The following is a 24515-nucleotide window of genomic DNA, read 5'->3' on the forward strand; positions in this document are numbered from 1 at the left end:
GCAATACTTATTTATTGTTCGCTAAGTACTTGGCGCATCCGTTCTTGGAGGACTTCGACCAACAAATCTGGTTGGAATTTTGAAATAAAGCGATTGCAACCCACTTTCTCAACCATGGCTTCGTTAAAACTGCCACTTAATGAGGTATTTAAAGCGATATAAAAGTTACTCATACGTTTATCATTTCTGACTTCGGCAGTAAGACTATATCCATCCATTTCCGGCATTTCTGCGTCGGTAAACATCATCAAAAATTCGTTGTTTATATTTTTACCTTCGTCAGCCAATGACTGAAGGTATCTCAGTGCACTTAAGCCATTTGATTTTTCAACAATTTCAACACCCAATTGCGATAACGTTTCTCTTATTTGCCATCGAGCAGTGGAGGAGTCGTCTACTACTAATATCTTTTGGCCGCTTAAGTGTAGGGCAATGTCTTGATCTAAAACCTCTTCAGAAATACTAGTATCGTAATCAACAATTTCAGAGAGTACTTTTTCTACATCTATAATTTCGACCAGCTCAGTCTTATCTTGTTCTTTGTGCTGAGTGATAGCTGTTAGATAGTTATTTTTACCAGCAGATTTTGGAGGTGGTTGAATGCTTGACCATGATGTATTCACTATCTTCATGATCTGACCAATTAGGAAGCCTTGCACGCTTCTGTTGTATTCTGTGATAATTACGTTTTCAGGGGTATAGTTTTCACTATTGTGGGAAATTGAAATTGCAGCCCTTAAATCAATGACGGGAATTGATTTTCCACGACTATTAATAATGCCTTCAATAAAGCCATGCGATCCTGGCATTCTGTTCATGCTTGGTACAGTGATGACTTCTCTTACTTTAAAAACATTGAGTGCAAATGTGTGCCTTGTACCTAATTTAAACATTAATAGTTCCAAACGATTTTCGCCCACTAACTGCGTTCGTTGATCTACGGTAGACATTAGGTTTGACATTTTTACACCTTCTTTTTTTGGCTATTCTTGTTTATCGGCAAAAAGCATGTCTTGTTAACTGCTAATCATCAGTTTATTCTGAGTATTGATTTATCGATGCCTCTTGCCAAGAATTGATAGGATTTACTGTTAAGTATTTTTTTCGTTTATCACTTTGCTCCGAGCGTGTTTAAAAATGGCGTGGAAACGTTTCGCTAATTTAGCCATTAGAAATTTGGGTAGAGTATAACTATTAAACAGATGAAACTGATTCGGGAAATATTCAATAGCGAAGCGTATGTCACGAGCATGCTCTTTCGAAACAAGTTTTTTCAATAAGTATAAAGACATGTCTATTCCAGCAGATACACCCGAAGAACTTACATATTTGCCGTCATGAACAAACCTTTTACGTTCGGGTTTAGCTCCCAACTTTTTTAACTCATCTAAACATGCCCAATGTGAACAGGATTTTATATCTCGTAGTATTCCAGTTTTAGCTAAAATTAAGGCACCGGTACAAACCGACGTAGTCAATATGGTCTGTTCATTCATTTGTTTTATCCATGCAAGTACATCGGTTCGTTGCATAACATAATGGTCGCCAGCACCACCCGGCACCAACAACACGTCGGTACTAGAAATGTCTTTAAAATAAGTGAGATCAGACAGTGCTAGGCTTTTCATGTCATTACTGATTGGGTCTTTTTCGGTACTTGCCCAGGTCAGATCTATAAATTCACTGTTGCCCAATATGTCGTTTGGACCAATTGCGTCAAGCATAGTCATGCCAGGATAAGCCAATATTGTTACCGTGTATCTTTTTTGTGTCTTTACAGTTTGATTTGCCTTACTTTGATTGTTCACAATGTTCGCCTATCTAGCATGTATTTATGGCTAATAGATTTTTCGATAACCTGATTAATTGCTTGTTGGAAAGTTGTATCTGCATTAGGGTTTTTGAGCAAGTTTTTAGCAATGTTGTGGGACAAGTAGTGGCCATAACACGCCTGAGCCGCATTTTTGGGGCATAAATCTAGATTAAATATGCCCTCATTTTGGCAGCGTTCAAACAAAGAGGCTATATAATCAAAAGTTCGTTGTTGTTGCTCAATAATCACTGTTTTAACAGAGCTAGTTTCTTGATCCTGAAATTCAGCAACGGCTTTAATAAAAGGGCAGCTCATCGATTTAAGCTTCGTTAATTTATAAACCCAGTTCATCCAATTATCAAAGTAACGTCTTAAGTTATCGAGTGGATCGATTGCGAGTGAAGGTTTGACAACTTGTGAGATAAAAATATCTTCACAATGTCGCAAAATAGCAATTTGCATGTCTGCCTTGTTTTGAAAATGCGAAATCACACCAGTGCGTGACATATTAGTGAGCTTTGCCACTTCACCTATTGTAATAGCACTCAGACCATATCGACAAACAAAGTGCATGCTAGCATTCAGAATAGCTTGTTTTGTCGCTTGTTTTTTTATCATCCTTAATACCACAGATATAAAATAGAACACATGTACTATAATGCATGCCAATAAATAGTACAAGTGTACTTATTTTCATTGTAAGTGAACAAAAAGAATTGCTTTCACAATAATTAAAGCTCTTTTGTGGCGTATTTAAAGATTATTTTAAGTGCTTATCTAAGAATGTCACAACTTCGTTAAACCAGTCACCGCGCATAAATTAAAATGGATTAACCGAATATCCCTGTTGTTGTAACAAGGCATGGGCAGTCATGGCTGATAATTCCGTTTTGACGCCTTTTACTAATTGTTCATGGGCGATATCGTAAGCTGCGGCTGTTTGCCCGCACAATATAATTTGAACATTGTTTTGCATAAGTACTTGTAAAAGCGCTTTATTGGGGTTGTCGGTTTGATGGGCTTTTTGATATGTTGGATTATCGAGTAGATCCAAACTTGCTTTTCCATGCACTACCAGTGCTAATTGAATGTTCTCGGTTTTGAGGCCGGAAGCAACGTGCATGTTGATAAAACGAGCTAAACTGTCAAACCTCCGGTTTATCGCACCTTTTTTGGCTGGTGCACCAACGTCGAAAGCAACTTTCATGATGGTATCTTTGGCAACAGTGGCGGTTTTCACCGGCGCATGTTTGCCAAAGCCTTTGATCTGAGGTCCATCAACAAACTCGCTCATATCTGCATAAACTGACGATATGCTAAATATAAATGTGAGGAAGCATAAGGTAAGACCTAATGTTGATGGCCGGTAAAAAGGCTTTTTGTGCTTCTTGTGGTTTTGCATTTTACATTCCTGTGTAGCCCTGAAATCGGGTTTAGTAGTTTAACAATAGCCGAATCAATCGCAGGGCTTATGCAATAAATGATTAACATGCTCAATGTTACCGTCGTTTATAGCGGGGTCAATTTTTAGAATACAAGCAATTAGACTGTAAACATCGATATTATCAAACGACTTATTATCATTTGAAGGCTTAAAAGCCGGGCCCGAAGCAATAAATTTGGCTTGCATTGTTGTATGCCGGTTATCGTAACCATGGGTTGCCATAAATGAACCCGAAGAAAAACGAGGTTCGGGTGGTTTTTTATGTTTACTTGCAAAAATTGACCAACCGGGTTCGGCTAATAACATTAAATCGGGCCCGCGATCAGGATGGTCAAAATGATAATGACTCGGAAATTCATCGCGTCGAAACACTTGCATCTGCGGATGTTTCCCCTTTAATTGAGCAGCAATTTCTTTAATAGCTCTTGCATCCCCATAAATATTCAAAAAGGGGGCAAACACAGTATCTCTGCTAGGGGCCCAATCAGGGACAATAAATGTACTAATATCAGCCCATTGATCAATGTTAATGACGCGGTCATCTGACAAATCAATCATGCCATGGTCAGAGACCAATATTAGATTTGTATTGTCATACATGCCCAATTTTTGCAGCCCCGCTATTAGTTCGCCAATGTGTTTATCGACTCGGGCAACCGCATTTACTTCTTCCTTCGAATTTACCCCAAAAGTATGAGCAGCAGAATCGATAGCCGAAAAATACAAAGTAATAAATTGTGGCCTCATTTTTTTTGGCATTGCTAGCCAAGCAAGCACTTCTTCAACTCTTTCCGTATAGTCTTTTTGTTGATTATAAGGTTTCCAAAACGAGGGTTGAACGCCGTCAATAGCAACTTCTGACCCAACCCAAAAATACGTCGCTGTTTTTATACCTTGTTTTTCAGCGCTTATCCAAATAGGTTCACCGCCCCACCACTTGGGGTCTTGCACATCAGTTCTGCGGTTAAAAGTCCGTCCAATTTTACGATCATAGGGGTAATTTGAAATTAAACCATGATGTTTGGGGTGCAAACCAGTGGCGAGTGAATAAAAATTGACAAAGGTTTTGGTTGGCATGGCTGGTACCATTGCCCTTTGTACGCCGCTCTTCGCCAGCATTTGCATATTAGGGGCCGCGATCGTATCGAATGTATTGGCACGTAAGCCGTCTATACCAATCATTATAACGGTATTATTATTTCTGCTTTTGTTTTCAAGAGCCTGTGTTGTAAACACTATTATAAAACTCAGAATCAAACTGAAAAGTAGCTGTGCAAAACGGGCGCCAAAAAAGGTCATATAAGTCACTTACTCAAAATTTGTACGTGCTGAATGTAGATTAGCATATTATGTTTGGTTTTGGCCTACCGAAATTAAAGCGCTTTACAACGAATATCTTTTATTTCGATACTCTCATTGGTGTCTTTGCGCTTTAACCAGCATGCCCCATCTTTAATCCACAAACTTAACTCAATAAAGTTGTTTGTTGTATCTATCACGCGTCCGTTGATAGGCCTTTGTTGCCGATCTGTTGCCGCAACCCGCTCAATTGACAAGGAGGCGTTTTCTAGGAATGCATTATTGCTAAGTTGTACGTCACGACCATACAACAATTTTGATGCAGCTTGTTGTAAGGTCTTTCTTTGATCGTCATTTGAGCCCAGTAATATTGCAGGTTCATACACAGGTGATTTGTCTTGTGAAGCGCCTGAATTGTCAGAAATAACCATGATACATCCGGTAATAAAGAATACACTTAGGCATAGGCTGGCAAACCTTATTTTAATACTCATTTTTCTTGAGACTCTAATATAGGTGTATTAATCGAGTTTTCGAGCATTATTGCGCGATATCTAGCATCAAAAACACTTAGTTTGTCATTTTCTTCATTAGAAGTTTTCTTGGTATTTGCAAATGATGATAAAACTTGATCATTGCTGCTGGGACAAATGCCTTCAGTCATTCGAAAAAGTGCCGCAGAAAGCATGCCTTCTTGCTCGTTCCCTAGTGGGTTATTGAAATCATCGCTTGCTACGCATCCTGGCAATTCATCATCAAATTGTGGCGACACTGTCGGTTTGAAACCGTCGGCATAATCACCAAAGTTTTTATTGTTTACACCTTGAAATTGTATGGTGAAATAAGTGGTACCACAATTACCTGTGGGATAAAATCCATAAGGCTTACCGCAAGTAGTGCCGCCAATTTGTATCACTTCTATATCAATACCTCTTAAGCTGTTGATTAAAGCTTCACTAGCAGAGCAACTGCTGTCGGTGGTAATGACGTATATTCTCGAAAGATTGACACTAGGAAGTTGACGATTGGTAAAAGTACTAGAATCCCAATCGATTTCACGATCATAAAAGGGCGTAGGACTTAGAGAATCTCCTGTAACCGGATTTGTATTGGTATATTTGTCATTAAAACGACTGGATTCAAAAATAGCGTTATTAGTTTGGTTTGGTCCAGCAATCATGTAGCCTAGTTGCGACGCCATTGCTAATAGTCCGCCGCCATTGTAACGAAGGTCCATCACCAATTGGGTAACGTTTGCATTAACAAAGGTTTGGAATGTATCGATCAAAGGTGTCTGTCCTGGCCGTTGAAATCCATCAAAGCGAAAATAGCCTACTCTGCCAGCATCAGTATCAATAATCTTGGTATTGTTAACAAATGACTTTTCAAAATTACCTGAGCGTAAAGTGAGAGTGACCTCGGTTCCGTCATTTCTTTCGAAAACAAACTCAGTTTCAGTATTTTCGTTTTCTGGAAAGAGCCCGTTATTGATAGCATCTACATCACTGCCATTAATAAAATCCACGCCATTTATGCTTAATAAAGTATCACCTCTTAATACTCCCGCATCAGATGCCGATGAGTTTGGCTCTACCGTGCTTACACGTAATGAACGCGGAGGAGAATTACGAATGAAACTCCAATTAATTCCGTAACCGGTTTGAGAACCGGATTGGGCAAAAGATTCATATTCTTCTGTAGACTGAGAAAAATGAAAATTGTCTTTTGCCGCTCCCGACGCCGTAAGCTCTTCAGTTTTAAGTACATTGAAGTACTCGATAGACGTAGAAAAACCTTGAGGATTTTGGTCAGTAATTTCGCTATACCATAAATAAGTGTCGTTACTCCAAGAGCGGAGCCACATTTGTTCATCGAAGGTAGTACCTTGTATATCTGGGAAAGTATTGCCATTGAGGTCAGTGCCCGTGCGTGGGACTTCGCATCTATTCTTGAATACATCCTCGCTAGCGAATACACCACTTTGCCACGTGCTACCACTGGGCGGCGTTACTGGTGGAGTTGTTGGCGTTTGATTTTGTGTTGTATTGCCACCACCGCCACCACAAGCCTGCAATAAAATAGTTAAACCAATAATCCCTAATACTCTCATTTTTTACTCCGATGAAATCTTCCCACTGTATAACTTACTTAAGCTTTCAACTTCGACAACAAACTACAGCAAGAGTTTAGCACCAATCACACTAATTTCACTAAGCTTGTAATTTAAGGTGGACACTTTTATTATCAAAGTGTATTGATTGATTTGCATGGAGGCATCGCTTATGAACAAGTTTACATTATTAACTCAATTCCTTGTGTTAGTGTTTTTAGTCGCCGCGATAACTGTGGCCAATGCACAGCAAATGGACGCTAAACTTAATATGGCTAAGCGTGAATTAATGAGTATTGAAAGCAAACTTAAAACCATTAAAACTGGTGATGTCAGCCAATACAATCGTATTAGTGAACAATTAACCAAAACCTCTAATTTACTGCAAACGACTGAATCTAAAACTCATCCCGATTATGTGGTGAGTGTGCAGAAATGGAGCAGCTTGCGACAAAATATGGTCGAAATAGCCCAGACTTGGCAAACTGCCCAGAGCGAACAGACTGCCCAGCGCCAACAAGCAACTCAAAAAAGTAAGCTCGATCTAGATAAGATATTAAGTAAATATCAGCGAGAAAATAGGCCTAAACTATCGCAAAACCCTAGCCCAAGTGAAGTAACACTATGGGCTCGCAAAATGAAGGCTCTGCAAACCGATATTCTACAAGCAGACCTTAGTATTTTAAATAAGTCTGATGGGTCTAACGCAGATACTCAGCGTGTGAAAGCTTGGATAAGTGGTAATTTTCAGGAACAAATCTCGCAAGATATTAATTTACTTATGCAACAGTTTAACAGCCAGATAGAAATGGCTGTGCAACTTTCGCGTCAACTCGAAAATATAAACAGCACCCAAAAAATGAAAGTATACAACTTCGCCTATGGTGAAAATGGGCAACGAAACGCTGCTACCTTACAGCAAGGTTTATTAGCCAGTGCAAACGGCAAGGTACTTGATGACATATTTCCTAATATAAAGAACCCAAATAGACAAGACCATTTGGCGCTTATTGCATTTAATCAACAAAATTTTGAAGTTTATCAAGAGCAGGCAGCACAAACACATATAGAGCTTGCATCTGTACCAAAGAAGAAAAAGCCGGTTAGAGAAGACTTTATTAAAGGAATTTATCAAAAATTATGGTATCGCGGGAGTGAGCTAGCTTCCATAGACCGCAAAGGTAGCATCTGGATGAATAACCGCGACGTTGGTGATGTGACGGCAAACGGAAGAATTTGGGTGGGCAGTAATGATTTAGGCTCCATAGAAAAAGACGGTAAGGTATGGTTTAGAGGACGGCATATTGGTACCCTAGAAGAGAACGGAAAAGTATGGCGTGGCGGAACTCAAGTTGGTTTGGTAGAACCCAACGGTAAAGTATGGGTAGATGGAAACTCAAATGGCGAAATTGTGCCATTTGAAGGAGAATGGAAACGCGCCGCTATTATCTATTTTTTTAGAGACATATTTGCCGAATAATTTTTCAAGTTAGAATTAAAGACATGATTTAGTTTAAACAAACAAAGAGGTCAAAATGACTAAGATAAAGTCATCAACAATAAAGATAGTATCACTCATCAGTTTATTTTTTAGTGTTTTACTGCTTAGTGCGTGCGCGCCTGAAGTGGGCAGTATCGAATGGTGTGAAAATCTAGAAGAAAAGCCCAAAGGTGATTGGACTGCAAACGAGTTATCTGATTATGCCAAACATTGTTTGATACCGAAATCTGAAGACTAAATTGCTATGCATGGACACATCTGTGCAAGGTGGTTAGCTCATTGGGCAATCCAACAACAATTATTACAATAAAAATACGACAGGTTAATGATGAAAAAAATTAAATTTTCGTTGCTCGCCGCGGCTGCGTTAATAGCCGGTGTTGCGTGCTCTCCAACTAATGATGATAGTAGCGCCAATAAGGCCCAAACTGAAATATTAAACGCTGCTGATGCTAAGGCATTTTTGAATAAATTTGAAGCTGAGATGGACAAAATATCCACGCCAGCCGCTCACGCAGCTTGGGCATATGCCACGCATATCAATTACGACACTGCAAAAGTAACAGCATATTTTAATGAACAAGTATCAGTATTACGCGCAAAATATGCGGTAGAAGCAGCTAAGTTTAACGATGTAGAAGTCGATGCTGATACACGCAGACAACTTGAATTGCTGAAAGCTTCGCTAGAAATAGCACCACCAGCGGATTCGAAAAAAGCCGAGCGTTTAGCGGCAATTGGCTCAGAAATGACCAGTATGTATGGCGCTGGGGAATACTGCCGAGAAGATGGTACTTGTTTGTCATTGGTCGAAATGAGTGCAGAAATGTCAACATCTCGCGATCCTGAATTATTAAAAGAGTACTGGCAAGGTTGGCGCGAAGTTTCTAAACCTATGCGCGACATATATACGGAACAAGTAGGTATTGCTAACGAGGGCGCCAAAGAGCTAGGTTTTGCTAATACCTCTGAGTTGTGGCGGGCAAAATACGATATGCCTGCTGCTGATTTTCCAAAAGAATTAGATCGTTTATGGGGTCAAGTACAGCCATTTTATAATGCTCTTCAGTGCCATGTACGCGCTGAACTTTCAGAGCACTATGGCGAAGATATTGTGCCCCTTAACAAACCGATACCCGCTCACCTGCTTGGCAATATGTGGGCACAGAGTTGGGGCAATATTTACGATATCGTCAAACCTGAGCAAGAAATGAACGTGCCCGATGTGACTAAAGCAATGGCCGAGCAAGGGTATGACGAATTGAGAATGGTCAAAGAAGCAGAGGACTTTTTTTCTTCACTAGGATTTGACCCACTTCCCGATACATTCTATGAGCGCTCTATGTTTCAAAAGCCAGAGGGGCGCGATGTTCAGTGTCATGCTTCGGCCTGGAATTTAGATGACAAGGAAGACCTGCGAATAAAAATGTGCATTCAGATCACCGGTGAAGAATTCAATGTTATTCACCATGAACTAGGGCATAACTACTATCAACGCGCATATAAGGACTTACCCGTTTTATACAGAGGCTCAGCAAACAGCGGCTTCCATGAAGCTATTGGCGATACAGTTGCCTTATCAATTACACCAACTTACCTCAAAGGCCTTGGGCTAATTGATGAAATCCCTGATGCATCAAATGATATAGGCATGCTGCTTAAAGTGGCTTTAGACAAAATAGCGTTTATTCCCTTTGGTTTAATGGTTGACCAATGGCGTTGGCAAGTGCTTGAAGGCAATATACCTCCAGAACAGTACAATAAACTTTGGTGGGAACTTCGCGAGAAATACCAAGGTGTTGCTGCTCCTGTTGAGCGCAGCGCAGACGCTTTTGATCCTGGCGCAAAATATCACGTGCCTGCCAACGTTTCTTACACGCGCTATTTTTTAGCACATATTCTGCAATTTCAATTTCACAAAGCGCTATGTGATATCGCGGGTAGCGAAGAGCCTTTGCATCGTTGTTCAATTGTTGGCAGTAAAGAAGCAGGAACTGCGCTCAACAACATGCTAGAAATGGGTAAAAGCCGTCCATGGCAAGAAGCTATGCAAACTATGACAGGCGCTCCCGATATGGATGCGTCTACAATTGAAGCTTATTTTGCTCCGCTTAAAGTATGGTTAGACGAGCAAAATGCCAACAGGGAATGTGGTTGGTAGCCGTTTTTATTTTGCAAGCTAAACAAAGCGACTTTACCCCAGCGAGCGCGTCTACCTTGTCGCGGCCTATCCTTATTATTGGCTTTTTACTCGGCTTCGCTTTTAGCATAGGTGTATTAATTGGTGACGATGCAGGGCGAGTAAGTTTGTTGGGACTCATGGTTGTTTATGCCTTTGTTCCATTGCTAGGGGCCTTACTGTCGGTGATTTCTTTGGTCAAAGGTAAAGGCATCAATTTTGCTCGCTTACTGAGTGAGTTTTTACCTTCCAAATCGCTAAAGTCATATCTGCATAAAGCACATCAGTTAAAAATGGATAAGCCATGGTTTTTCTTACAAAGCCAAGGGGCTGCGCTGGCCTATGCCCTTAGTTCATTTTTTGTTTTTATACTGTATTTATTAATTACCGATATGAACTTTGTATGGCGTAGCACTATACTTGGGGCCGAGCAAGTCTTACCCTTATTGGAGCTTATCGCCTTGCCTTGGTGGTTTGTAGAGTCTGCTCAGCCAAGCATCGAATTGATTCGCGCAACTCAAGATTCGCGATTAAACGAAAGTTACACAAATGTCGTCGTTTTTGGGCAATGGTGGAAATTTGTTTTAGCGACGATTTTTGTTTACTCCTTCGTTTTGCGAGGTGTACTTTTATTTGTTGCGAAGGTATGGCTGAAAAAGCTCGCTAGTGAGAATCGAAAAAATAACACAAAGAGCAACACTGTAAATATCACTGACGCATTTAACAGTAATATCGAAAAACACCGAAAAACAACCAAACTGTATAAGCTTGAGCCAGTTACGCAAACCTTACCGAAAAAGTATGCCTTGATGAATTGGGCAAGCTTGTCTCAAAAAATACTTTCGCAATTGAGATTGGAGCCAATTGAAGAGCTTCCCCAAGGGCCATTTATTTTTGATGTCGATTTACTTGAAAAACTGCAAAGCAACAGCACACAATTGCTGCTGGTAAAGGCTTGGGAGCCGCCGATGGGTGAACTTCAAGATTATATGGAACATACTCGAGGTTTGTTGTATCCGATTAATTACAAGAAGGACAAGGTCATTGCCCCATTACCTATCCATCTTGAGGAATGGCAAAGGTTTACAGCAAAATTGCCGAATTGGGGCATTTATCAAGCGGCTACTCATGAGTGTGAGATAGCGCAGGTTCAAGAGAATCAAGGTGAACAAAATGCCGAATAAGGCTTCTCCTGTATTCGCTGTGGTTGGGCATCCCAACAAGGGTAAGTCTTCAATTGTGTCGACACTTTCGCACAACGACAACATTCAAATTTCGAGCCGAAGCGGCACTACTGAAAACGCCGACCATTACACCGTTAATACCCAACAAGGCAGTTATGATTTAGTTGATACGCCAGGTTTTCAGAGGCCAGTAAAGGTATTGGCATGGTTAGAGCAACACTGCAGTAGTGCAAACGAACGAGCCCTAGCGGTTGCTATGTTTGTAAAAGACCCTGAATGTCAGCAATTATTTAAAGATGAAGTCGCTTTACTTGAGCCTATTGTAGCAGGTGCAGCGATCCTTTATGTCGTCGATGGTTCACGGCCTTATGGTGTTGAATATGAAGCAGAGATGGAGATTCTTAGATGGACAGGGCAGCCATCGATGGCGCTTATTAATCCTATTGAAAACTCAGACTATATTGAAGAGTGGAATAATGCCCTAGCTCAATATTTCAAGTCGGTTAGGGTATTTAATCCCATGAAGGCCGAATTTGAAAAGCATATTGAATTGCTACAAACCTTTACGCATTTAAATCCTGCATGGGCACAAACACTCAGCGAGATTATTCAAGATTTGCAGGATAAACGTTTGCAACAGCAAGCCTTTAGCGTCAGCATTTTATCGCAACTTATCGATGACTTATGCCAGTACGAAATATGTCAAAAAGTGCTAACGCAAGCACAAGCAAAAACTGTACAACCTATCCTCGACAGACAATATAAAGAATGGATGAAGCAGCGTGAACAAAGTGCAGTCAAAAAACTATTAGACAACTATGCGCATTTTCAAACTCAAGTGTCGCTTGAGCAATTTGATTTACCCCCTGATCTTTTCGATTGCGATCAGTGGTTTGCTTGGGGCCTAAATAAAAAACAACTAGTAGTAGCAGCAACCGCAGCTGGCGCCGTGAGCGGTGCCGCACTTGACGCGGCCGTGGCAGGGTCTAGCTTTATGTTAGGTTCTATTGGTGGGGGCTTAATTGGAGCCGGAAGTGCTTGGTTTGGTGCAGATAAAATTGTTGATATTAAAATCAAAGGCTTGCCTATTGGCGGATATCAAGCTTGTGTAGGCCCTATTAAAAATCGCAATTTTCCGTATGTTGTTATTGGACGTTTCATTCATTTATATCGGCAAATCTCTCAACTCAATCATGCTAATCGCCAAAATTTAAATATTAGTACCAGTGACTTTCAAGACAAGGTTGAAAGCCTCGAGAAATCAGCACAGAAAGAACTCAATCGCGCATGTGAAAGATTAATCAAACAAAAACCAGTAGATAATCTAGAAGCAATTCTTACCCCTTTATTTTCCACAAAGTAAGGTCAAAACCTGCATCATTCCTGCATTCACCCTGTCATTCCCGCTTTCACTCTGTCATTCCCGCGAAAGCGGGAACCTCTATACACATCAGCGCACACTCTGTCATTCCCGCCTTCATTCTGTCATTCCCGCGAAAGCGGGAACCTCACAACCAACAAAGTAGGCCCCAAAAAAGCACATTAAATTAAATCATAATATAAATCATTCCAAGCGGGATTCAATTTATTGATAAGTTCAATTTTCCAGTCTCTTTTCCATTTTTTAACTCTTTTTTCTCGAAGTATTGCGTTATTTATATCTTCAAATTGTTCAAAATAGATAAGCTTATTCAAGTTATACGTAGCGCTAAAACCTTTTACTAGCTTATGTTTGTGCTGATAAATACGTTGGACTAAATTACTCGTAACGCCAATATATAGTGTTGTATTATTACGATTTGTAATGATGTAAAGGCATGCTTGTTTCATTATTGAATTCCTTTTCAATTGGATAACAACCATATACAGCTTTGAATAAATTGAAAAGGCCAGTTTTTTAGGTCCCCGCTTTCGCGGGGATGACAGAGCGTTTGGGGATGACAGAGTGTTTGGGGATGACAGGGTGCATGGGGTTGGCCAAGGGGTCCCCGCTTTCGCGGGGATGACAGAGTATTTGGGGATGACAGGGTGCTTGGGGATGACAGATAGACCTGGGATACTTACCTAATTCAAATAAGCTTTAAGCATCCATACTAACTTTTCTTGTTCTTTAATATAGTCACTCATTAGGGCCGCAGTGCCTTCGTCAGAAGCGTCAGATGCTTGCTCAAGCAAGGCGCGCTGAGTGCTGATCAAAGTTTTGAAGCCGCTTAATAGGTTTTCAATAGCACTTTTACCATCGCTAATATTTTTAGCTTCTGCAATAAGTGAGTTGTTAGCGTAATCAGAATAAGCATGCAATGGCGCACCTTCAATGGTTAAAATACGCTCGGCAATTTCGTCGACTTTGAGTAATAGGTCGTTATAAATTTCCTCAAACTTTAAATGTAACTCGAAAAAGTTTTGTCCCTTAATGTTCCAATGAAATCCGCGAGTATTCATATAGTGGATTTGATAAGTGCTCAATAAGCCATTGAGTGAATCGACAAGTGTTTTGCTTTTTTCGGTGTTTAAGCCAATAGAGTTTGTGTTGTTCATTGCGGTCTCCTTGTTAAGATGTGACCATTATGGTCAGAAACCTTCAACGATTCCAACGAACAAATACTATCAATCTAATCTACTAAACCGAATCATAAAAGTTACTGTATCCACTTTTTCTTGTTCTGGCACATCAAGTTCATTATTAGCTTTCATGCTTTGTGAATCTTGTTCTCCGTTTTTGGAGATCTCCACTTGCGTGGAGATGACGGCAAGGGCGGTGGAGATGACGGCAAGGGCGGTGGAGATGACGGTGAGGGCAGTGGAGATGACTGGCTCAACTGCACTAGCTCACCACATCAAATCGTCGGGGACAACATAATCTGCATAGGGGTCATCTTCTTCGGCTATTTCTTCTTCAGCGACTTGAGTTTCAACAATAGCATCGGCGTCTCGCATGGCCACTTTTTTCGCTACAATACTCGGAATTACCACATAACTTTCTTCAAAGCGTGCAATCGATAACAGTCCATTTAAGAGTTGTTGTCTAAATAAGGAATTCACATACACAAATTTGATCAGCGTGCCGTCAGTAAAATTGTATTTAATATCACCACCCTTTAAATCGAGTTTATTTGCGCCTATTAATTGTTTTACCTGAGCCTTAATTTCTTTTTTTTGCTTTTCTTCTTGCTGTTGTTGATTAAGAGCACGGGCTTTTTCTGCTTCATTTTGTTTCTTTTCTTCTACACTGGCTTTCACCTCACGTGCTAATTCGCGAGATTTTTTGGAGCCCTTTTTAGCTTTTTTGAGTTTCTTTTGATTGACTAAACCCGCTTTCATCATTTGTTCTTGCAAGGACATTTTGGCCATTTCTTATCCTGATATTTTTTTATTAAGCATTTAATGTTGTGTATGTTACTCCTAAAAGAAACGCTTTAAAAGACGCCTTTCACTTGCTCATAATCACTATTTTGCTACTATGTTTTTCATAGATAGACTGTTCAGCGTTATCCATTATTTTTTTAGTTGTAGGGAAACACAATGCATATCATCTTGGGCTTACTTGGCGTAATAGTGACTATATTGGTGCTATTAAATAGACTCAATCAGGGCGGTATAGATATAGGGTGGTTAAATCCATTCTCTTGGGCTCGGCGACGCAAATTCAGGAAAGAATATGAGCTTCACCCGGCCTTCACATTAGAATCACCTTTGGATGTAGCTGCTCTTTTTATGGTCGCAGTGGCAAAAATAAATGGTGATATGAGCAAAGAGCAACGCTCGGTTATCTTGTCTTTGTTTCAATCTGAATTAAAGCTAGATGAAAAAAAGGCAGTAGAACTTTTAAGCGCCAGCGTGCATATTTTTGGTAGAGGTGATGATGTATTGGGGAATCCTAGTGGGGTATTAATCAGAACAATGGACAAATTCAGTCAAGAACAGATTGACTCGGTCATGTTTATGTTAAACAAAGTTGCCACTGCAGAAGGCGAGGTAAGTTTGCCACAACAAGACTTAATAAAGCGTATAAAAAAGGCTTTTCCTAGTGCGTAAGTTAGAAATTAAGTACTCACATTTGCGCGACTTGTTAAACAAGAGCGAGCTCAACATTGCTATAAAGGCAGCGATAGTCTGTGTTGTGCTATTTCTGAGTGCATGCGCCTCTCAAAATGAAAGTGTGGACCAGAGCCAACAAGTATTGAACTATCAACAGTCTGACCAAGACTATGCAGAAATAGTCGAAAAAATTGTGCAAGGTAGTGCCAATGCAAAAGACTTTGATCTACTGACCAGAATATTCCCATTAACTTCGTTTTATAAACCTAGCAGTGGCGCAGAACAAGCAGCCAAATTGCAGTCTCAATACTTCATGGAAAATGAGAATTGGCAAGCATGTTTGGAGGTCAACAATAAGCTACTGGAAATAAACTATTCAAGTTTGACTGGGCATTATGGCGCCTCAATTTGTGCCACTGAACTTGGTAATTTAGAAAAGGGTCGGTTTCATAACTTAGTGCTCGATAGTTTTATTGAATCTATTTGGCGAACCGGCGATGGTAAATCGCCTCAAACTGCGCTATATGTTACCAGCGCTAACGATTTGTATGCGTTTATTCAGTTGCACCAACTCGTTGCTGTTGGTCAATCTTTAGTTTATTTAAATAAATTACCCGTACAAGTCATTCAAGTGCAAGACCCCAAAACAAACCGCACAACAACTTGGCATTTTGATCTTACTTCCCAATTTAGAAGGGGTCTTATTGATCAACTTGAAGGCAAGCAATAACATTTATTACTGCTTGCCTTAACTCAAAAAATAAGCGGAGTTAGCGAGTGCTTGCTACATCCGCATCGCATTCTTGCTCGGTTCTGCTGCCATAATCATCATGTTCGGCATAAGTTTGGAAATTTTCCCATTTGACACCGCTAGGATCGGCGGTCCACGTTTTTTCTGATAGTGAATAACAACAAGCGGTTTTACCAATATCCATAACAGGAATATTCGCTTTCGTCAGTCGCTGCCTGATAGCATTAAGTTCATCTATGTCGTCTACCTGAATACCCGCATGATGGATGCCTTCTTCAGTGCTATTCTGATGTGTTTCGATGACAAAATTTACTTTAGGGTCATCTAAAAACCATTTTGAATAGTGTGGTTTTACTTTTGTAGGTTGGGCGCCAAATAATACGCTGTAAAAATCACGTGTTTTTGCAAAGTTTTCTTCTCTAACATTAATATGTAAATGTAGCCTTTTCATTTTTGTCTTCCTTTTGGTGATAAAAAGTTTACATTCATAATATATGTATGTTTGCACAAATATGCAAGTATAATGTAAAGGTTTAGGAGTCATACTCAGTTGTTACAACAGGCATCTAGGGCATCAGCAAGTCCTCGTAAGGTGCTGGTAAGTTGCCCACAATTAAGTGAGTAGTATACTTCACGACCCTGTTTCTCAGCGTTTAAGACCTTTGCATCCTTCAACATTTTTAAATGTCTAGATACTCCAGAAATATCAATTCCAAATTGATCGGCGAGCACGCCAACGGTAATTGGGCTTGTTTGAACCGCTAAAAATGCCACTATTGATAATCGGTTGGCATCACATAAAGATTTGAATAGTTCAGGTTGAAGATGGTTTTGTAATTCATCTACGCATTGCTTGGGGATTGTTGCTTGCTTATCCATAACTTATTTAAAAAGTAGTCTCAGTAAGTGTTAATAATACCACGGATAATAAGATAACTATCTTTTTCTAACAGGTTTATATTGCGTGGCACAATAACCCCTAGACACATCTGGGCTGCGAAGCTTTAAATGTTTAGTTTTACGGCCCGATACTCTGGCGCGCCAATTATTGAAAGTTTTTCGTTTAATATTACTACGCATCAATTCAATAACTTCTGGTTCACTTAGTCCATAAAGCTTTTCAATGGCTTCAAACGGAGTGCGGTCTTCCCATGCCATTTCAATAACGCGGGATTGGTCTTCAGCAGATAATAATTTACTCGTTTTCATCCGTTTAAATACGCTGCAACATTCTTTTTAGATTAGTTGGTGATGCCATGGTTTTATTCAGCTTGCGCTTTGAGTCTGGCTTGATTGATTAGCTTAAGTAATTCACTAGCGGCAAGTGCGTCTGACAACGCGCGATGATGGCGCTGCATATCAATATTAAAGTGTCGCGTTAAGTTAGCCAAAGAATAGCTTTTTAAGCCTTTGTAATGTTTACGCATTTGTTGCACAGTGCATAGTTTAGGACGTTTAAAATTACGTTCCAAGCTATCAAATTCTGTGCGGAAAAAACCATAATCAAAATTCACATTGTGGGCTACAAAAATACAGTTTGCAGTAAATGCTTCTAGCTCGTCGGCGATATCACTAAACAAAGGAGCGTCAGCAACCATGTCGTTATTTATGCCAGTTAGATTAGTGATCATTGGCGGAATTCGCCGCTGCGGATTAATCAAACTTTGCCACTGATCAACAATTTCATTGTTAATCATCTTTACCATGCCAATTTCAGTAATTCTATGCTTACCCACTCTTCCGCCGGTGGTTTCAATGTCAACAACAACGTAGGCTTGCATCGGATCAATTTTATAATCTACCGTGGTTACACCAACGTTTATACCAAAATAGCGAAGGCTTTCTATCTGTAACAGCTGATTTCGTCTTAAACTGTCGCCTTCACCTTTTATTTCTTCAAAGCGAAGTTTGTTGTTTTCCAACACCATAATATCTGGGTAACCGTCGTTGTATAGTTGCCAGTTTTCACACATGTGTAATAGCTGGCCTTTTAATGCGTTTATAGGAGTGTTATTCACGAGTACTTGCAGTGGATCAAGGATGTGCTTATGCCAATGAACAATACTCTGACTCTGTCCATAATAGACTGATGCGTGTTTGGTAAGAAGCAACATAAACTCTTTAGCAGTGTTCACGCTATCTAATCGAGCTGTTATTTGAGGTGCAGCAACATCAATGAATTGGTGATGTTTTAAACATGCCGGTAAATAATCAAAAGCAGTGGCTAACCCTAAGCCTTCAATTTCGAAAAGTTCTGGCCAAAAACACAGACCAAATAAGTTATGCCATAAATGATTTTCGGTACGCCATGCTTGTATGTCTCTGGCTTCATAATAAGCTATAACGCCACGCTCTACGTTTCCTTTAAATGTTTCGTCTATGCATAGATGACGGCTATTTTCGCGCAACATATCGGTAAGTTTACTGGTGCGTTTTTTGTGGTATTTGCGTGCAAGAAAGTCTTCTGCAAACGATAATAGTTTGTCGCTAATTGGTTTATCGATAATTGCATTTAATTTATTTTCGACGTTTTCTTTATAGCCTGCTTTATATGCTTGCCTGCACCAAAATTCTTGAGCCTCAGCGTTGTTTGTGTGTTCTGCAATTAATAATGCCTGTTCAACATTAAATGCCAACATTGCTTTTGCTAACAAATAACGAATATTTTGCAAAATAATATCACTTTGACCGCATTCCGACTTGGCCAGCTCGTCCAAATTATGGCGTATCGTTGCTTCATTTGAAAAATCGCTTCTTTTTATTCTGCTGAGGTCTGTCGCCATTTTGAAACAACATTGAGCGCTTTGTGCTGAAGCAAACCTTGATTGCATTTGTGCCTGTTTGTCGCGAGTATGCATAATGCCAAGGTCGCGCATCGAAAATTGGTTGAGTTGACCTTTGATATGACCAAAATATAAGAACAGAAAATAGTTAATCGAGTGGTCACAAGTTCTAATAATATAATTGTTGGCAATTTGGTTTTGAGCAATATCACATTCTGATATGTGCTGACAATAAGATAAGAATGTTGCTTTATTTGCGCTTTTTGGAGGGAGTTGAGTGTCGTCTGGGTATAGCGAATAAGCGAGTTCGAATAGCTCAGCTTTTGTGAGTACTTGTAACAGTGCTTGTTTATCTTGAGCCGAAAATGGCCGGCAAAATAGTGCGCGTTTATTTTGCTCAATGTTGCAAAGTTCTGACAAATCATCTTCAACATTTGGCAGCTCATCAAAATGTAATGTTCGTTTTTTAATGGCCGGATATTTTCGATTGAGCAAACGCACTAGCAAACATTGTTGAGGATGAGTAAGGTCGCGAAAAACTTGAAGAAATTGATGATGTTCTTTGCTTAACAAATGTGTGCAAGGGCCGCATACGTAGTCTAAAAACTCGATAAAATGAGTATGATAATAAAAAGTAGGTAAATCTTTGTAAGCCATTTTATCGTCATTCCTGGGGTATCAGGAAGCTCCTTAGCGCCTAGCCTTTGTATAAGACTGTCTAAATATACAGTATTTTTGTAATTTGTAATATTTTTTATTTACTAAGATTTGCCGACTTTTTGTTTATTGACCCATAAAAAGTGAGTTTGTAACTGCTTATCAGCTTTTATGCGTTCTACATTAAAAAAATGTTTAGCTAATTGCATTTCTGTGTAGTTTTTATGCAAGCCAGTATGACAAAGGCGGCAAATATCGATACCAGCAGCTAACTCTTTTTTCGTAAAATGCTTTTTGAAGAAAGTTCGACGGTGCATTTTTTTAGGGATCAGATGATGAAATGTCAGGTCTACTTCGCGCGAGCACAGTGGGCAGGTTCCAAAGCGGCTGCGGCGAGGGTATTTATGCGTCATGAAATTTTCAGACATAATTATTTTGTTGCAACGAAGTTGCGTACCTTTATGCGAGTTAACAAATCCAGTCAATGTGTTTTAGCGTATACTAAAACTTGAATGAATATAAAGAAATAACCATATGAGTTTATCGCGCGAAGAGCAGTTTGAATGCCCTTATTGTATGACTATCAATGATATCGAAATAGACGAAGATAACGATATTGGCCAACAGCAAATAGTAGATTGTCAAATTTGTTGTTCGCCAATAGAAGTATTGGTCGCAGATAATGGTTTTGGGCTAGAAATAATTGCTCGCAGGGATGATGAATAAGTAACTACGCTTGAAAATACTGCTAAAGGCAAAAAATGACAACAAAAGTATTCAGTGAACAATCAATTCTACAAATGCCCCAACGAATGCGGGCAAACTTCATTAATAGTTTGTCAGGCTTTAAAAGTGCAAACTTAATTGGGACATCAAGCGCCAAAGGCGAGCTAAATTTATCGATTATAAGTTCAGTATTCCATGTTGGGGCACATCCTCCCTTATTGGGTATGATCATGCGGCCACATACTGTCGTGCGAGATACACTTGAGAACATAAAACAAACAGGCATGTTTACTATTAACCATGTTCACGATGGCATCACAAAACAAGCGCATCAATGCTCCGCGAGGTATGAGCCGTCAGAAAACGAGTTTGAAGAAGTAGGACTTACGCCACAAATGTCGAATATGCTCCCAGTCCCTTTTGTTGCTGAATCACGAATAAAACTAGCACTAGAAGTTGAACAGGTAACAGTGATTGAATTAAATAAAACCGAATTGGTCATTGGCCGTATCGTTGAGGCGATTGTTGGGAATGAATTTTTATTGGAAGATGGTTATGTTGATATTGAGGAGGCTGGTTCAGTCGCTATATCTTGTTTAGATAGTTACCACAATACTGAGCGTATCGACCGGTTTTCATATGCTAAACCCAATGAAAAATTAGTTTCAATATGGGAGCAAGACAAATGATCCCAAATCTTGACCAATTATTACTCGTTTGCGGCATCTCTCTTGCTGCAGTGGGCCTAATAGTCTGGCTACTGATTAAAATTCCAGTCGATGACGAAAGGTCTGAACATAAAGATATTGATTAATTTGTCACAAATATCCGCTTTTTGTGGCTAAGTGTTCATTTTTGTTAACACAGATCAATAAACAAAAAGATATATCTTTACAAACCTTTCTGCTTAAGTAAGAGTATAAACATAAACGCAATCAAGATAGTATGTCGCCAATAAATGGTGGCTTGTGAAAATTAAGCAGTAAAGAACGAATTAAAGGCAATACCAAGTGCCATTTAGAGAAAGCTCGCCGATATTAGATCGCGAGCTTTTGTCGTATAAAGGGCTGTGTAAAAAAGAATTATTCTCATTTGTATTTTGTAAAAGGAAACATGAAATGAAATCAGTAAATCGTCGTAATTTTTTAAAGCTAACGGGATCCAGTCTTATTGGCTTAACGGTTGGTGGTGTTGCATTGCGTGCTAATGCCCAAGAGAAACTAGCTGAATCCGATCCAACAGCGGTTGCGCTTAAATATGTGCACGAATCAAAAGTAGAAGGACAATACTGCGAAAACTGCATGTTTATTCAGGGTGGCGAAGGCGAAGCGTGGAGACCTTGTCAAATTTTCCCTGGTAAAGTTGTTGCTGCTAAAGGCTGGTGCACAGCTTGGGCGAAAAAAGGTTAATTCGTTTTAAAACGAAAACGTAATATTAAAATAAAAACGGGGCTAGATGAACAGCCCCGTTTTTTGTTTGTTATTTAAGTGCCTTTGTTGCTTCTTGCAAACTCGCATGGTCATATGGACCTTGAGCAAAGCTAGGTGTTAGTATTTTTTTACTGGCTTGTTCGTATTGAAAAGCAGCATTTAACAGCACGCCGTCGTCAAAAGCTTTACCTATAAAGCTCAAACCCAATGGTAAGCCTCTCATGTCGCCCATTGGCACGCTTACGTGAGGGTAACCTGCAATTGCAGCCATCCAGCCAGCTCCAGCAAATCCGCCAGGAAAACTATCACCAAAAACCGCATCAATTAAAAAGGCAGGTGTTTGTGAAGGTGATACTAAAAAGTCGAGATTATTTTCCCTTAGCATCCGATCTATTCCATTGGTTCTTGTGGCTTGTCTTAAAAACTCAACAAGGGCTTCATACTCTTCGTTATAACCTTCTGTAGATTGGGCATCAATAAATAAAGATTGTCCAAATAAAACCAATTGACGAGGAGTTTTATTGTTAAAATCAATAAGTGCTTGCAGGTTGCGGGTGCTCACTGACTTGGGCGTACTCGCCAAGTATTTGTTAAGTTCGTGTTTAAATTCAATTAATAGCACTTTTAAAGACTTATCCCAAAACTTGTCGGGTGTTTTTAACTCGTTAATGTCAACTAGCGTAACGCCTTGTGACTCGAGCACTTTTAATGCTTCGTTAAACTTTGCAATTATATCGGGATGTTTACTTTGCGTGCTGCGCAACACCCCGACTCTTTTGCCTTTTAAGGGTGCCTCCAATAAATCAACATAATTTTGCTTTTTTGAATCGGCATGGAGAGTAGCGGGATCGTTTTTGTCGCTTCCTGCCATAATCGTCAGCATTAAAGCGGCATCTTTGACATTGCGAGTCATGGGGCCAGCCGTGTCTTGTGTGACAGAAATAGGCACGATGTGTGTACGCGACAACAAACCAACAGTTGGTTTTACGCCAACTATGCCATTCATAGTGCTAGGGCAAATAACCGACCCATTGGTTTCGGTGCCAATAGCGAGAGAAGCAAATTGAGCGGCGATTGCTGCCCCTGAGCCTGAAGACGATCCACAAGGTGTGCGGTCTAAACTATGTGGGTTACGAGTTTGACCGCCAACAGCGCTCCAACCGCTAATCGAATCGTCATCTCTAAAGTTAGCCCATTCAGATAAGTTAGTTTTGCCAAGAATGACGGCACCTTCAGCTTTAAGTTTTGCAATAATTGGTGCGTCGCGTTTAGTGTTGTTAGCGATTAACGCCATAGAGCCTGCTGTAGTTGGTAATTCACTTGTATCAATATTGTCTTTCACTACCACAACAACACCGTGCAGTCTTCCAAGGGTGCCGCCTTCTTGGACTTCTTTGTCTTTTTGTTTTGCTTCTGCAATGGCATTTTCATTTAACGATAGCATTGCTTGAACACGCGGCCCTTTTCTATCCATTTTTTCAATTCGATTCAAATAAGCAACAACCAGTTCTTCAGACCTTATGGTTTGTTTGGCAATAAGCTTTGCTTGTTCGTGTGCTGGCAATCCCACAAGCCAGTTTGCATTATGTTCAACGTTTGCACTTGCTAGGCTAATAGAGCCCAAGGTTATCCCCAATAAAATTAAAAGTGGCCTACATTTATAGATGTGTTGAAGTAATTTTGGTGTTGCTATAGAGAGTTTCATCATGTTTACTTTATTTATCCGTTGATGCTACGGCGTGTTTTGCCTGCCGTTTTGATAACTTCATTATCCAGAGTTCAATATTTATTAGCAAATCAAATTGCGCATTGATAAATTAGTAAACATAGCTTTGGCGACAGTATAGCCTTTTAAGGCTTCTGGTATTATAAAATCAAGAATGGTGACGCTAACTTAAATGGCTTTGCTTCAAATAAATAAAAAAGAGGTGTAGTTGTGGTCAAGATTTACGGGGATAAAAAATCGGGTAATTGTTACAAAGTGCAGCTCACATGCGAATTGTTGCGCATTTCTTATGAGTGGATTGATGTCGATATTCTGGCAAAAGAAACCCAAAGTGAAGCCTTTTTGGCGCTAAATCCAAATGGTAAAATTCCACTTTTAGTGACCGCCGACGAAAAAGTATTGAGTGAATCAAACGCCATTATCAATTTTCTCGCTACAGATAGTCACTTACTTCCTAACGATCCTTACCTCTTAAGTTTGGTGCAACAATGGCAGTTTTTCGAACAATACAGTCACGAACCTTACATTGCGGTTGCTCGTTTTATCAACAAGTACTTGGGTTTACCTGAAAACAGAAAAGCAGAGTATGTCGAGAAACAAATTGGCGGCAACAAAGCGCTAAGGATCATGAACGAACAGCTCAAAAAAACCGAATATTTGGTAAGCTCTAGTCTGACAACAGCAGATATTACCTTGTTTGCTTATACGCATGTTGCTCACGAAGGCGGCTTTACACTTGAGAATTATGAGTATGTAAGTGCTTGGTGTGAGCGTATTAAACAACATCCTTTATATATCAAAATGTAATTAAAAAATTATTTTATAGATTAAAAATTCTAATTGTTAACAAACTTTTAATCTTGTCTTGCGTAAT

Annotated in this window: 28 protein-coding genes; 12 read left to right on the forward strand and 16 right to left on the reverse strand. The window is 39.8% G+C overall.

What is annotated here, in order from left to right:
- Window positions 1-11 precede the first annotated feature (11 nt).
- The 7 genes from RM552_RS09390 to RM552_RS09420 all read right to left on the reverse strand — a co-directional run bounded on the left by RM552_RS09390 (window position 12) and on the right by RM552_RS09420 (window position 6666).
- Window positions 12-962 (reverse strand): chemotaxis protein CheV, encoded by a 951-nt coding sequence (locus tag RM552_RS09390; protein WP_311368571.1) that lies wholly within the window; start codon window positions 960-962, stop codon window positions 12-14.
- Between the two features lie 129 nt (window positions 963-1091).
- The gene (locus tag RM552_RS09395; RefSeq protein ID WP_311368572.1) at window positions 1092-1808 is read right to left on the reverse strand and encodes a DJ-1/PfpI family protein; all 717 of its coding nucleotides are present in this window, start codon (window positions 1806-1808) and stop codon (window positions 1092-1094) included.
- A complete protein-coding gene (locus tag RM552_RS09400) occupies window positions 1805-2431 on the reverse strand; it encodes a TetR/AcrR family transcriptional regulator (RefSeq protein ID WP_311368573.1) in 627 nt (208 codons plus the stop codon). Before RM552_RS09400 ends, RM552_RS09395 begins: the two co-directional genes overlap by 4 nt.
- A gap of 202 nt (window positions 2432-2633) precedes the next feature.
- Window positions 2634-3215: a DsrE family protein gene (locus RM552_RS09405; RefSeq protein WP_311368574.1), complete on the reverse strand. Its 582-nt coding sequence runs from the start codon at window positions 3213-3215 to the stop codon at window positions 2634-2636.
- Between the two features lie 54 nt (window positions 3216-3269).
- Window positions 3270-4556: an alkaline phosphatase family protein gene (locus RM552_RS09410; protein WP_311368575.1), complete on the reverse strand. Its 1287-nt coding sequence runs from the start codon at window positions 4554-4556 to the stop codon at window positions 3270-3272.
- Between the two features lie 74 nt (window positions 4557-4630).
- Window positions 4631-4987, reverse strand: coding sequence for a hypothetical protein (locus tag RM552_RS09415; RefSeq protein ID WP_311368576.1), 357 nt, complete (start codon window positions 4985-4987; stop codon window positions 4631-4633).
- 59 nt (window positions 4988-5046) lie between these two features.
- Complete coding sequence (locus RM552_RS09420; protein WP_311368577.1) at window positions 5047-6666, reverse strand: S41 family peptidase; 1620 nt, start codon at window positions 6664-6666, stop codon at window positions 5047-5049.
- Window positions 6667-6838: 172 nt separating this feature from the next.
- On the opposite strand from RM552_RS09420, the gene RM552_RS09425 reads away from it, so the two are divergent.
- The 5 genes from RM552_RS09425 (at window position 6839) to RM552_RS09445 (ending at window position 12893) form a co-directional block, all read left to right on the forward strand.
- The gene (locus RM552_RS09425; RefSeq protein WP_311368578.1) at window positions 6839-8146 is read left to right on the forward strand and encodes a hypothetical protein; all 1308 of its coding nucleotides are present in this window, start codon (window positions 6839-6841) and stop codon (window positions 8144-8146) included.
- 55 nt (window positions 8147-8201) lie between these two features.
- Complete coding sequence (locus RM552_RS09430; protein ID WP_311368579.1) at window positions 8202-8405, forward strand: DUF3012 domain-containing protein; 204 nt, start codon at window positions 8202-8204, stop codon at window positions 8403-8405.
- Between the two features lie 90 nt (window positions 8406-8495).
- The gene (locus RM552_RS09435; RefSeq protein ID WP_311368580.1) at window positions 8496-10328 is read left to right on the forward strand and encodes a M2 family metallopeptidase; all 1833 of its coding nucleotides are present in this window, start codon (window positions 8496-8498) and stop codon (window positions 10326-10328) included.
- Entirely contained in the window at window positions 10322-11530 is a 1209-nt protein-coding gene (locus RM552_RS09440; protein WP_311368581.1) for a DUF2868 domain-containing protein, read from the forward strand. The genes RM552_RS09435 and RM552_RS09440 overlap by 7 nt, the downstream gene beginning before the upstream one ends.
- Window positions 11520-12893, forward strand: coding sequence for a DUF3482 domain-containing protein (locus RM552_RS09445; protein ID WP_311368582.1), 1374 nt, complete (start codon window positions 11520-11522; stop codon window positions 12891-12893). Before RM552_RS09440 ends, RM552_RS09445 begins: the two co-directional genes overlap by 11 nt.
- A gap of 179 nt (window positions 12894-13072) precedes the next feature.
- On the opposite strand, the gene RM552_RS09450 is transcribed toward RM552_RS09445, so the two are convergent.
- The 3 genes from RM552_RS09450 to RM552_RS09460 form a co-directional block, all read right to left on the reverse strand.
- Window positions 13073-13360, reverse strand: a complete 288-nt coding sequence (locus tag RM552_RS09450) for a GIY-YIG nuclease family protein (RefSeq protein WP_311368583.1) — start codon at window positions 13358-13360, stop codon at window positions 13073-13075.
- Window positions 13361-13594: 234 nt separating this feature from the next.
- Window positions 13595-14068: a Dps family protein gene (locus RM552_RS09455; RefSeq protein ID WP_311368584.1), complete on the reverse strand. Its 474-nt coding sequence runs from the start codon at window positions 14066-14068 to the stop codon at window positions 13595-13597.
- Between the two features lie 291 nt (window positions 14069-14359).
- Window positions 14360-14881: a DUF2058 domain-containing protein gene (locus RM552_RS09460; RefSeq protein WP_311368585.1), complete on the reverse strand. Its 522-nt coding sequence runs from the start codon at window positions 14879-14881 to the stop codon at window positions 14360-14362.
- 171 nt (window positions 14882-15052) lie between these two features.
- Here RM552_RS09460 and RM552_RS09465 point away from each other — a divergent pair, with 171 nt between their 5' ends.
- Window positions 15053-15565: a TerB family tellurite resistance protein gene (locus tag RM552_RS09465; RefSeq protein WP_311368586.1), complete on the forward strand. Its 513-nt coding sequence runs from the start codon at window positions 15053-15055 to the stop codon at window positions 15563-15565.
- The gene (locus RM552_RS09470; RefSeq protein WP_311368587.1) at window positions 15558-16298 is read left to right on the forward strand and encodes a DUF4919 domain-containing protein; all 741 of its coding nucleotides are present in this window, start codon (window positions 15558-15560) and stop codon (window positions 16296-16298) included. The genes RM552_RS09465 and RM552_RS09470 overlap by 8 nt, the downstream gene beginning before the upstream one ends.
- A gap of 40 nt (window positions 16299-16338) precedes the next feature.
- On the opposite strand, the gene RM552_RS09475 is transcribed toward RM552_RS09470, so the two are convergent.
- From RM552_RS09475 to RM552_RS09495, 5 genes are all read right to left on the reverse strand, one after another.
- Window positions 16339-16770, reverse strand: coding sequence for a VOC family protein (locus tag RM552_RS09475; protein WP_311368588.1), 432 nt, complete (start codon window positions 16768-16770; stop codon window positions 16339-16341).
- Between the two features lie 95 nt (window positions 16771-16865).
- On the reverse strand, window positions 16866-17198 hold the full coding sequence (locus RM552_RS09480; protein ID WP_311368589.1) for an ArsR/SmtB family transcription factor: 333 nt from the start codon (window positions 17196-17198) through the stop codon (window positions 16866-16868).
- 57 nt (window positions 17199-17255) lie between these two features.
- Window positions 17256-17528, reverse strand: coding sequence for a TIGR03643 family protein (locus RM552_RS09485; protein ID WP_311368590.1), 273 nt, complete (start codon window positions 17526-17528; stop codon window positions 17256-17258).
- A gap of 53 nt (window positions 17529-17581) precedes the next feature.
- The gene (locus tag RM552_RS09490; RefSeq protein WP_311368591.1) at window positions 17582-19759 is read right to left on the reverse strand and encodes an exonuclease domain-containing protein; all 2178 of its coding nucleotides are present in this window, start codon (window positions 19757-19759) and stop codon (window positions 17582-17584) included.
- 104 nt (window positions 19760-19863) lie between these two features.
- Entirely contained in the window at window positions 19864-20187 is a 324-nt protein-coding gene (locus RM552_RS09495; protein ID WP_311368592.1) for a hypothetical protein, read from the reverse strand.
- 106 nt (window positions 20188-20293) lie between these two features.
- Between RM552_RS09495 and RM552_RS09500 the strand changes: the two genes are divergently transcribed.
- From RM552_RS09500 to RM552_RS09515, 4 genes are all read left to right on the forward strand, one after another.
- Complete coding sequence (locus RM552_RS09500; RefSeq protein WP_311368593.1) at window positions 20294-20485, forward strand: zinc ribbon domain-containing protein; 192 nt, start codon at window positions 20294-20296, stop codon at window positions 20483-20485.
- A 35-nt stretch (window positions 20486-20520) separates the two neighbouring features.
- Complete coding sequence (locus RM552_RS09505; RefSeq protein ID WP_311368594.1) at window positions 20521-21174, forward strand: flavin reductase family protein; 654 nt, start codon at window positions 20521-20523, stop codon at window positions 21172-21174.
- Window positions 21171-21299 (forward strand): hypothetical protein, encoded by a 129-nt coding sequence (locus tag RM552_RS09510; protein WP_311368595.1) that lies wholly within the window; start codon window positions 21171-21173, stop codon window positions 21297-21299. Before RM552_RS09505 ends, RM552_RS09510 begins: the two co-directional genes overlap by 4 nt.
- Window positions 21300-21603: 304 nt before the next feature.
- Window positions 21604-21894 carry a high-potential iron-sulfur protein gene (locus tag RM552_RS09515; RefSeq protein ID WP_311368596.1) on the forward strand — a complete coding sequence of 97 codons (291 nt, stop codon included), beginning with the start codon at window positions 21604-21606 and terminating at the stop codon, window positions 21892-21894.
- Window positions 21895-21964: 70 nt separating this feature from the next.
- Here the strand turns inward: RM552_RS09515 and RM552_RS09520 are convergent, their stop codons facing one another.
- Window positions 21965-23623, reverse strand: a complete 1659-nt coding sequence (locus tag RM552_RS09520) for an amidase (RefSeq protein WP_311368597.1) — start codon at window positions 23621-23623, stop codon at window positions 21965-21967.
- Window positions 23624-23851: 228 nt separating this feature from the next.
- Between RM552_RS09520 and RM552_RS09525 the strand changes: the two genes are divergently transcribed.
- Complete coding sequence (locus RM552_RS09525; protein WP_311368598.1) at window positions 23852-24448, forward strand: glutathione S-transferase family protein; 597 nt, start codon at window positions 23852-23854, stop codon at window positions 24446-24448.
- Window positions 24449-24515: the final 67 nt, after the last annotated feature.

The sequence above is a fragment of the Glaciecola petra genome (assembly GCF_031846345.1).
In the GTDB taxonomy this organism is placed as follows: domain Bacteria; phylum Pseudomonadota; class Gammaproteobacteria; order Enterobacterales; family Alteromonadaceae; genus Glaciecola; species Glaciecola petra.

Bases quoted from the DNA above. Each gene is read 5' to 3' on its own strand.
- RM552_RS09475 (WP_311368588.1), bottom strand. From the start codon at position 16,770: ATGAAAAGGCTACATTTACATATTAATGTTAGAGAAGAAAACTTTGCA.
- RM552_RS09485 (WP_311368590.1), bottom strand. From the start codon at position 17,528: ATGAAAACGAGTAAATTATTATCTGCTGAAGACCAATCCCGCGTTATT.
- RM552_RS09405 (WP_311368574.1), bottom strand. From the start codon at position 3,215: ATGCAAAACCACAAGAAGCACAAAAAGCCTTTTTACCGGCCATCAACA.
- RM552_RS09500 (WP_311368593.1), top strand. From the start codon at position 20,294: ATGAGTTTATCGCGCGAAGAGCAGTTTGAATGCCCTTATTGTATGACT.
- RM552_RS09435 (WP_311368580.1), top strand. From the start codon at position 8,496: ATGAAAAAAATTAAATTTTCGTTGCTCGCCGCGGCTGCGTTAATAGCC.
- RM552_RS09480 (WP_311368589.1), bottom strand. From the start codon at position 17,198: ATGGATAAGCAAGCAACAATCCCCAAGCAATGCGTAGATGAATTACAA.
- RM552_RS09430 (WP_311368579.1), top strand. From the start codon at position 8,202: ATGACTAAGATAAAGTCATCAACAATAAAGATAGTATCACTCATCAGT.
- RM552_RS09460 (WP_311368585.1), bottom strand. From the start codon at position 14,881: ATGGCCAAAATGTCCTTGCAAGAACAAATGATGAAAGCGGGTTTAGTC.
- RM552_RS09495 (WP_311368592.1), bottom strand. From the start codon at position 20,187: ATGTCTGAAAATTTCATGACGCATAAATACCCTCGCCGCAGCCGCTTT.
- RM552_RS09510 (WP_311368595.1), top strand. From the start codon at position 21,171: ATGATCCCAAATCTTGACCAATTATTACTCGTTTGCGGCATCTCTCTT.
- RM552_RS09465 (WP_311368586.1), top strand. From the start codon at position 15,053: ATGCATATCATCTTGGGCTTACTTGGCGTAATAGTGACTATATTGGTG.
- RM552_RS09425 (WP_311368578.1), top strand. From the start codon at position 6,839: ATGAACAAGTTTACATTATTAACTCAATTCCTTGTGTTAGTGTTTTTA.
- RM552_RS09450 (WP_311368583.1), bottom strand. From the start codon at position 13,360: ATGAAACAAGCATGCCTTTACATCATTACAAATCGTAATAATACAACA.
- RM552_RS09455 (WP_311368584.1), bottom strand. From the start codon at position 14,068: ATGAACAACACAAACTCTATTGGCTTAAACACCGAAAAAAGCAAAACA.
- RM552_RS09520 (WP_311368597.1), bottom strand. From the start codon at position 23,623: ATGATGAAACTCTCTATAGCAACACCAAAATTACTTCAACACATCTAT.
- RM552_RS09505 (WP_311368594.1), top strand. From the start codon at position 20,521: ATGACAACAAAAGTATTCAGTGAACAATCAATTCTACAAATGCCCCAA.
- RM552_RS09420 (WP_311368577.1), bottom strand. From the start codon at position 6,666: ATGAGAGTATTAGGGATTATTGGTTTAACTATTTTATTGCAGGCTTGT.
- RM552_RS09515 (WP_311368596.1), top strand. From the start codon at position 21,604: ATGAAATCAGTAAATCGTCGTAATTTTTTAAAGCTAACGGGATCCAGT.
- RM552_RS09490 (WP_311368591.1), bottom strand. From the start codon at position 19,759: ATGGCTTACAAAGATTTACCTACTTTTTATTATCATACTCATTTTATC.
- RM552_RS09390 (WP_311368571.1), bottom strand. From the start codon at position 962: ATGTCAAACCTAATGTCTACCGTAGATCAACGAACGCAGTTAGTGGGC.
- RM552_RS09445 (WP_311368582.1), top strand. From the start codon at position 11,520: ATGCCGAATAAGGCTTCTCCTGTATTCGCTGTGGTTGGGCATCCCAAC.
- RM552_RS09410 (WP_311368575.1), bottom strand. From the start codon at position 4,556: ATGACCTTTTTTGGCGCCCGTTTTGCACAGCTACTTTTCAGTTTGATT.
- RM552_RS09400 (WP_311368573.1), bottom strand. From the start codon at position 2,431: ATGATAAAAAAACAAGCGACAAAACAAGCTATTCTGAATGCTAGCATG.
- RM552_RS09415 (WP_311368576.1), bottom strand. From the start codon at position 4,987: ATGGTTATTTCTGACAATTCAGGCGCTTCACAAGACAAATCACCTGTG.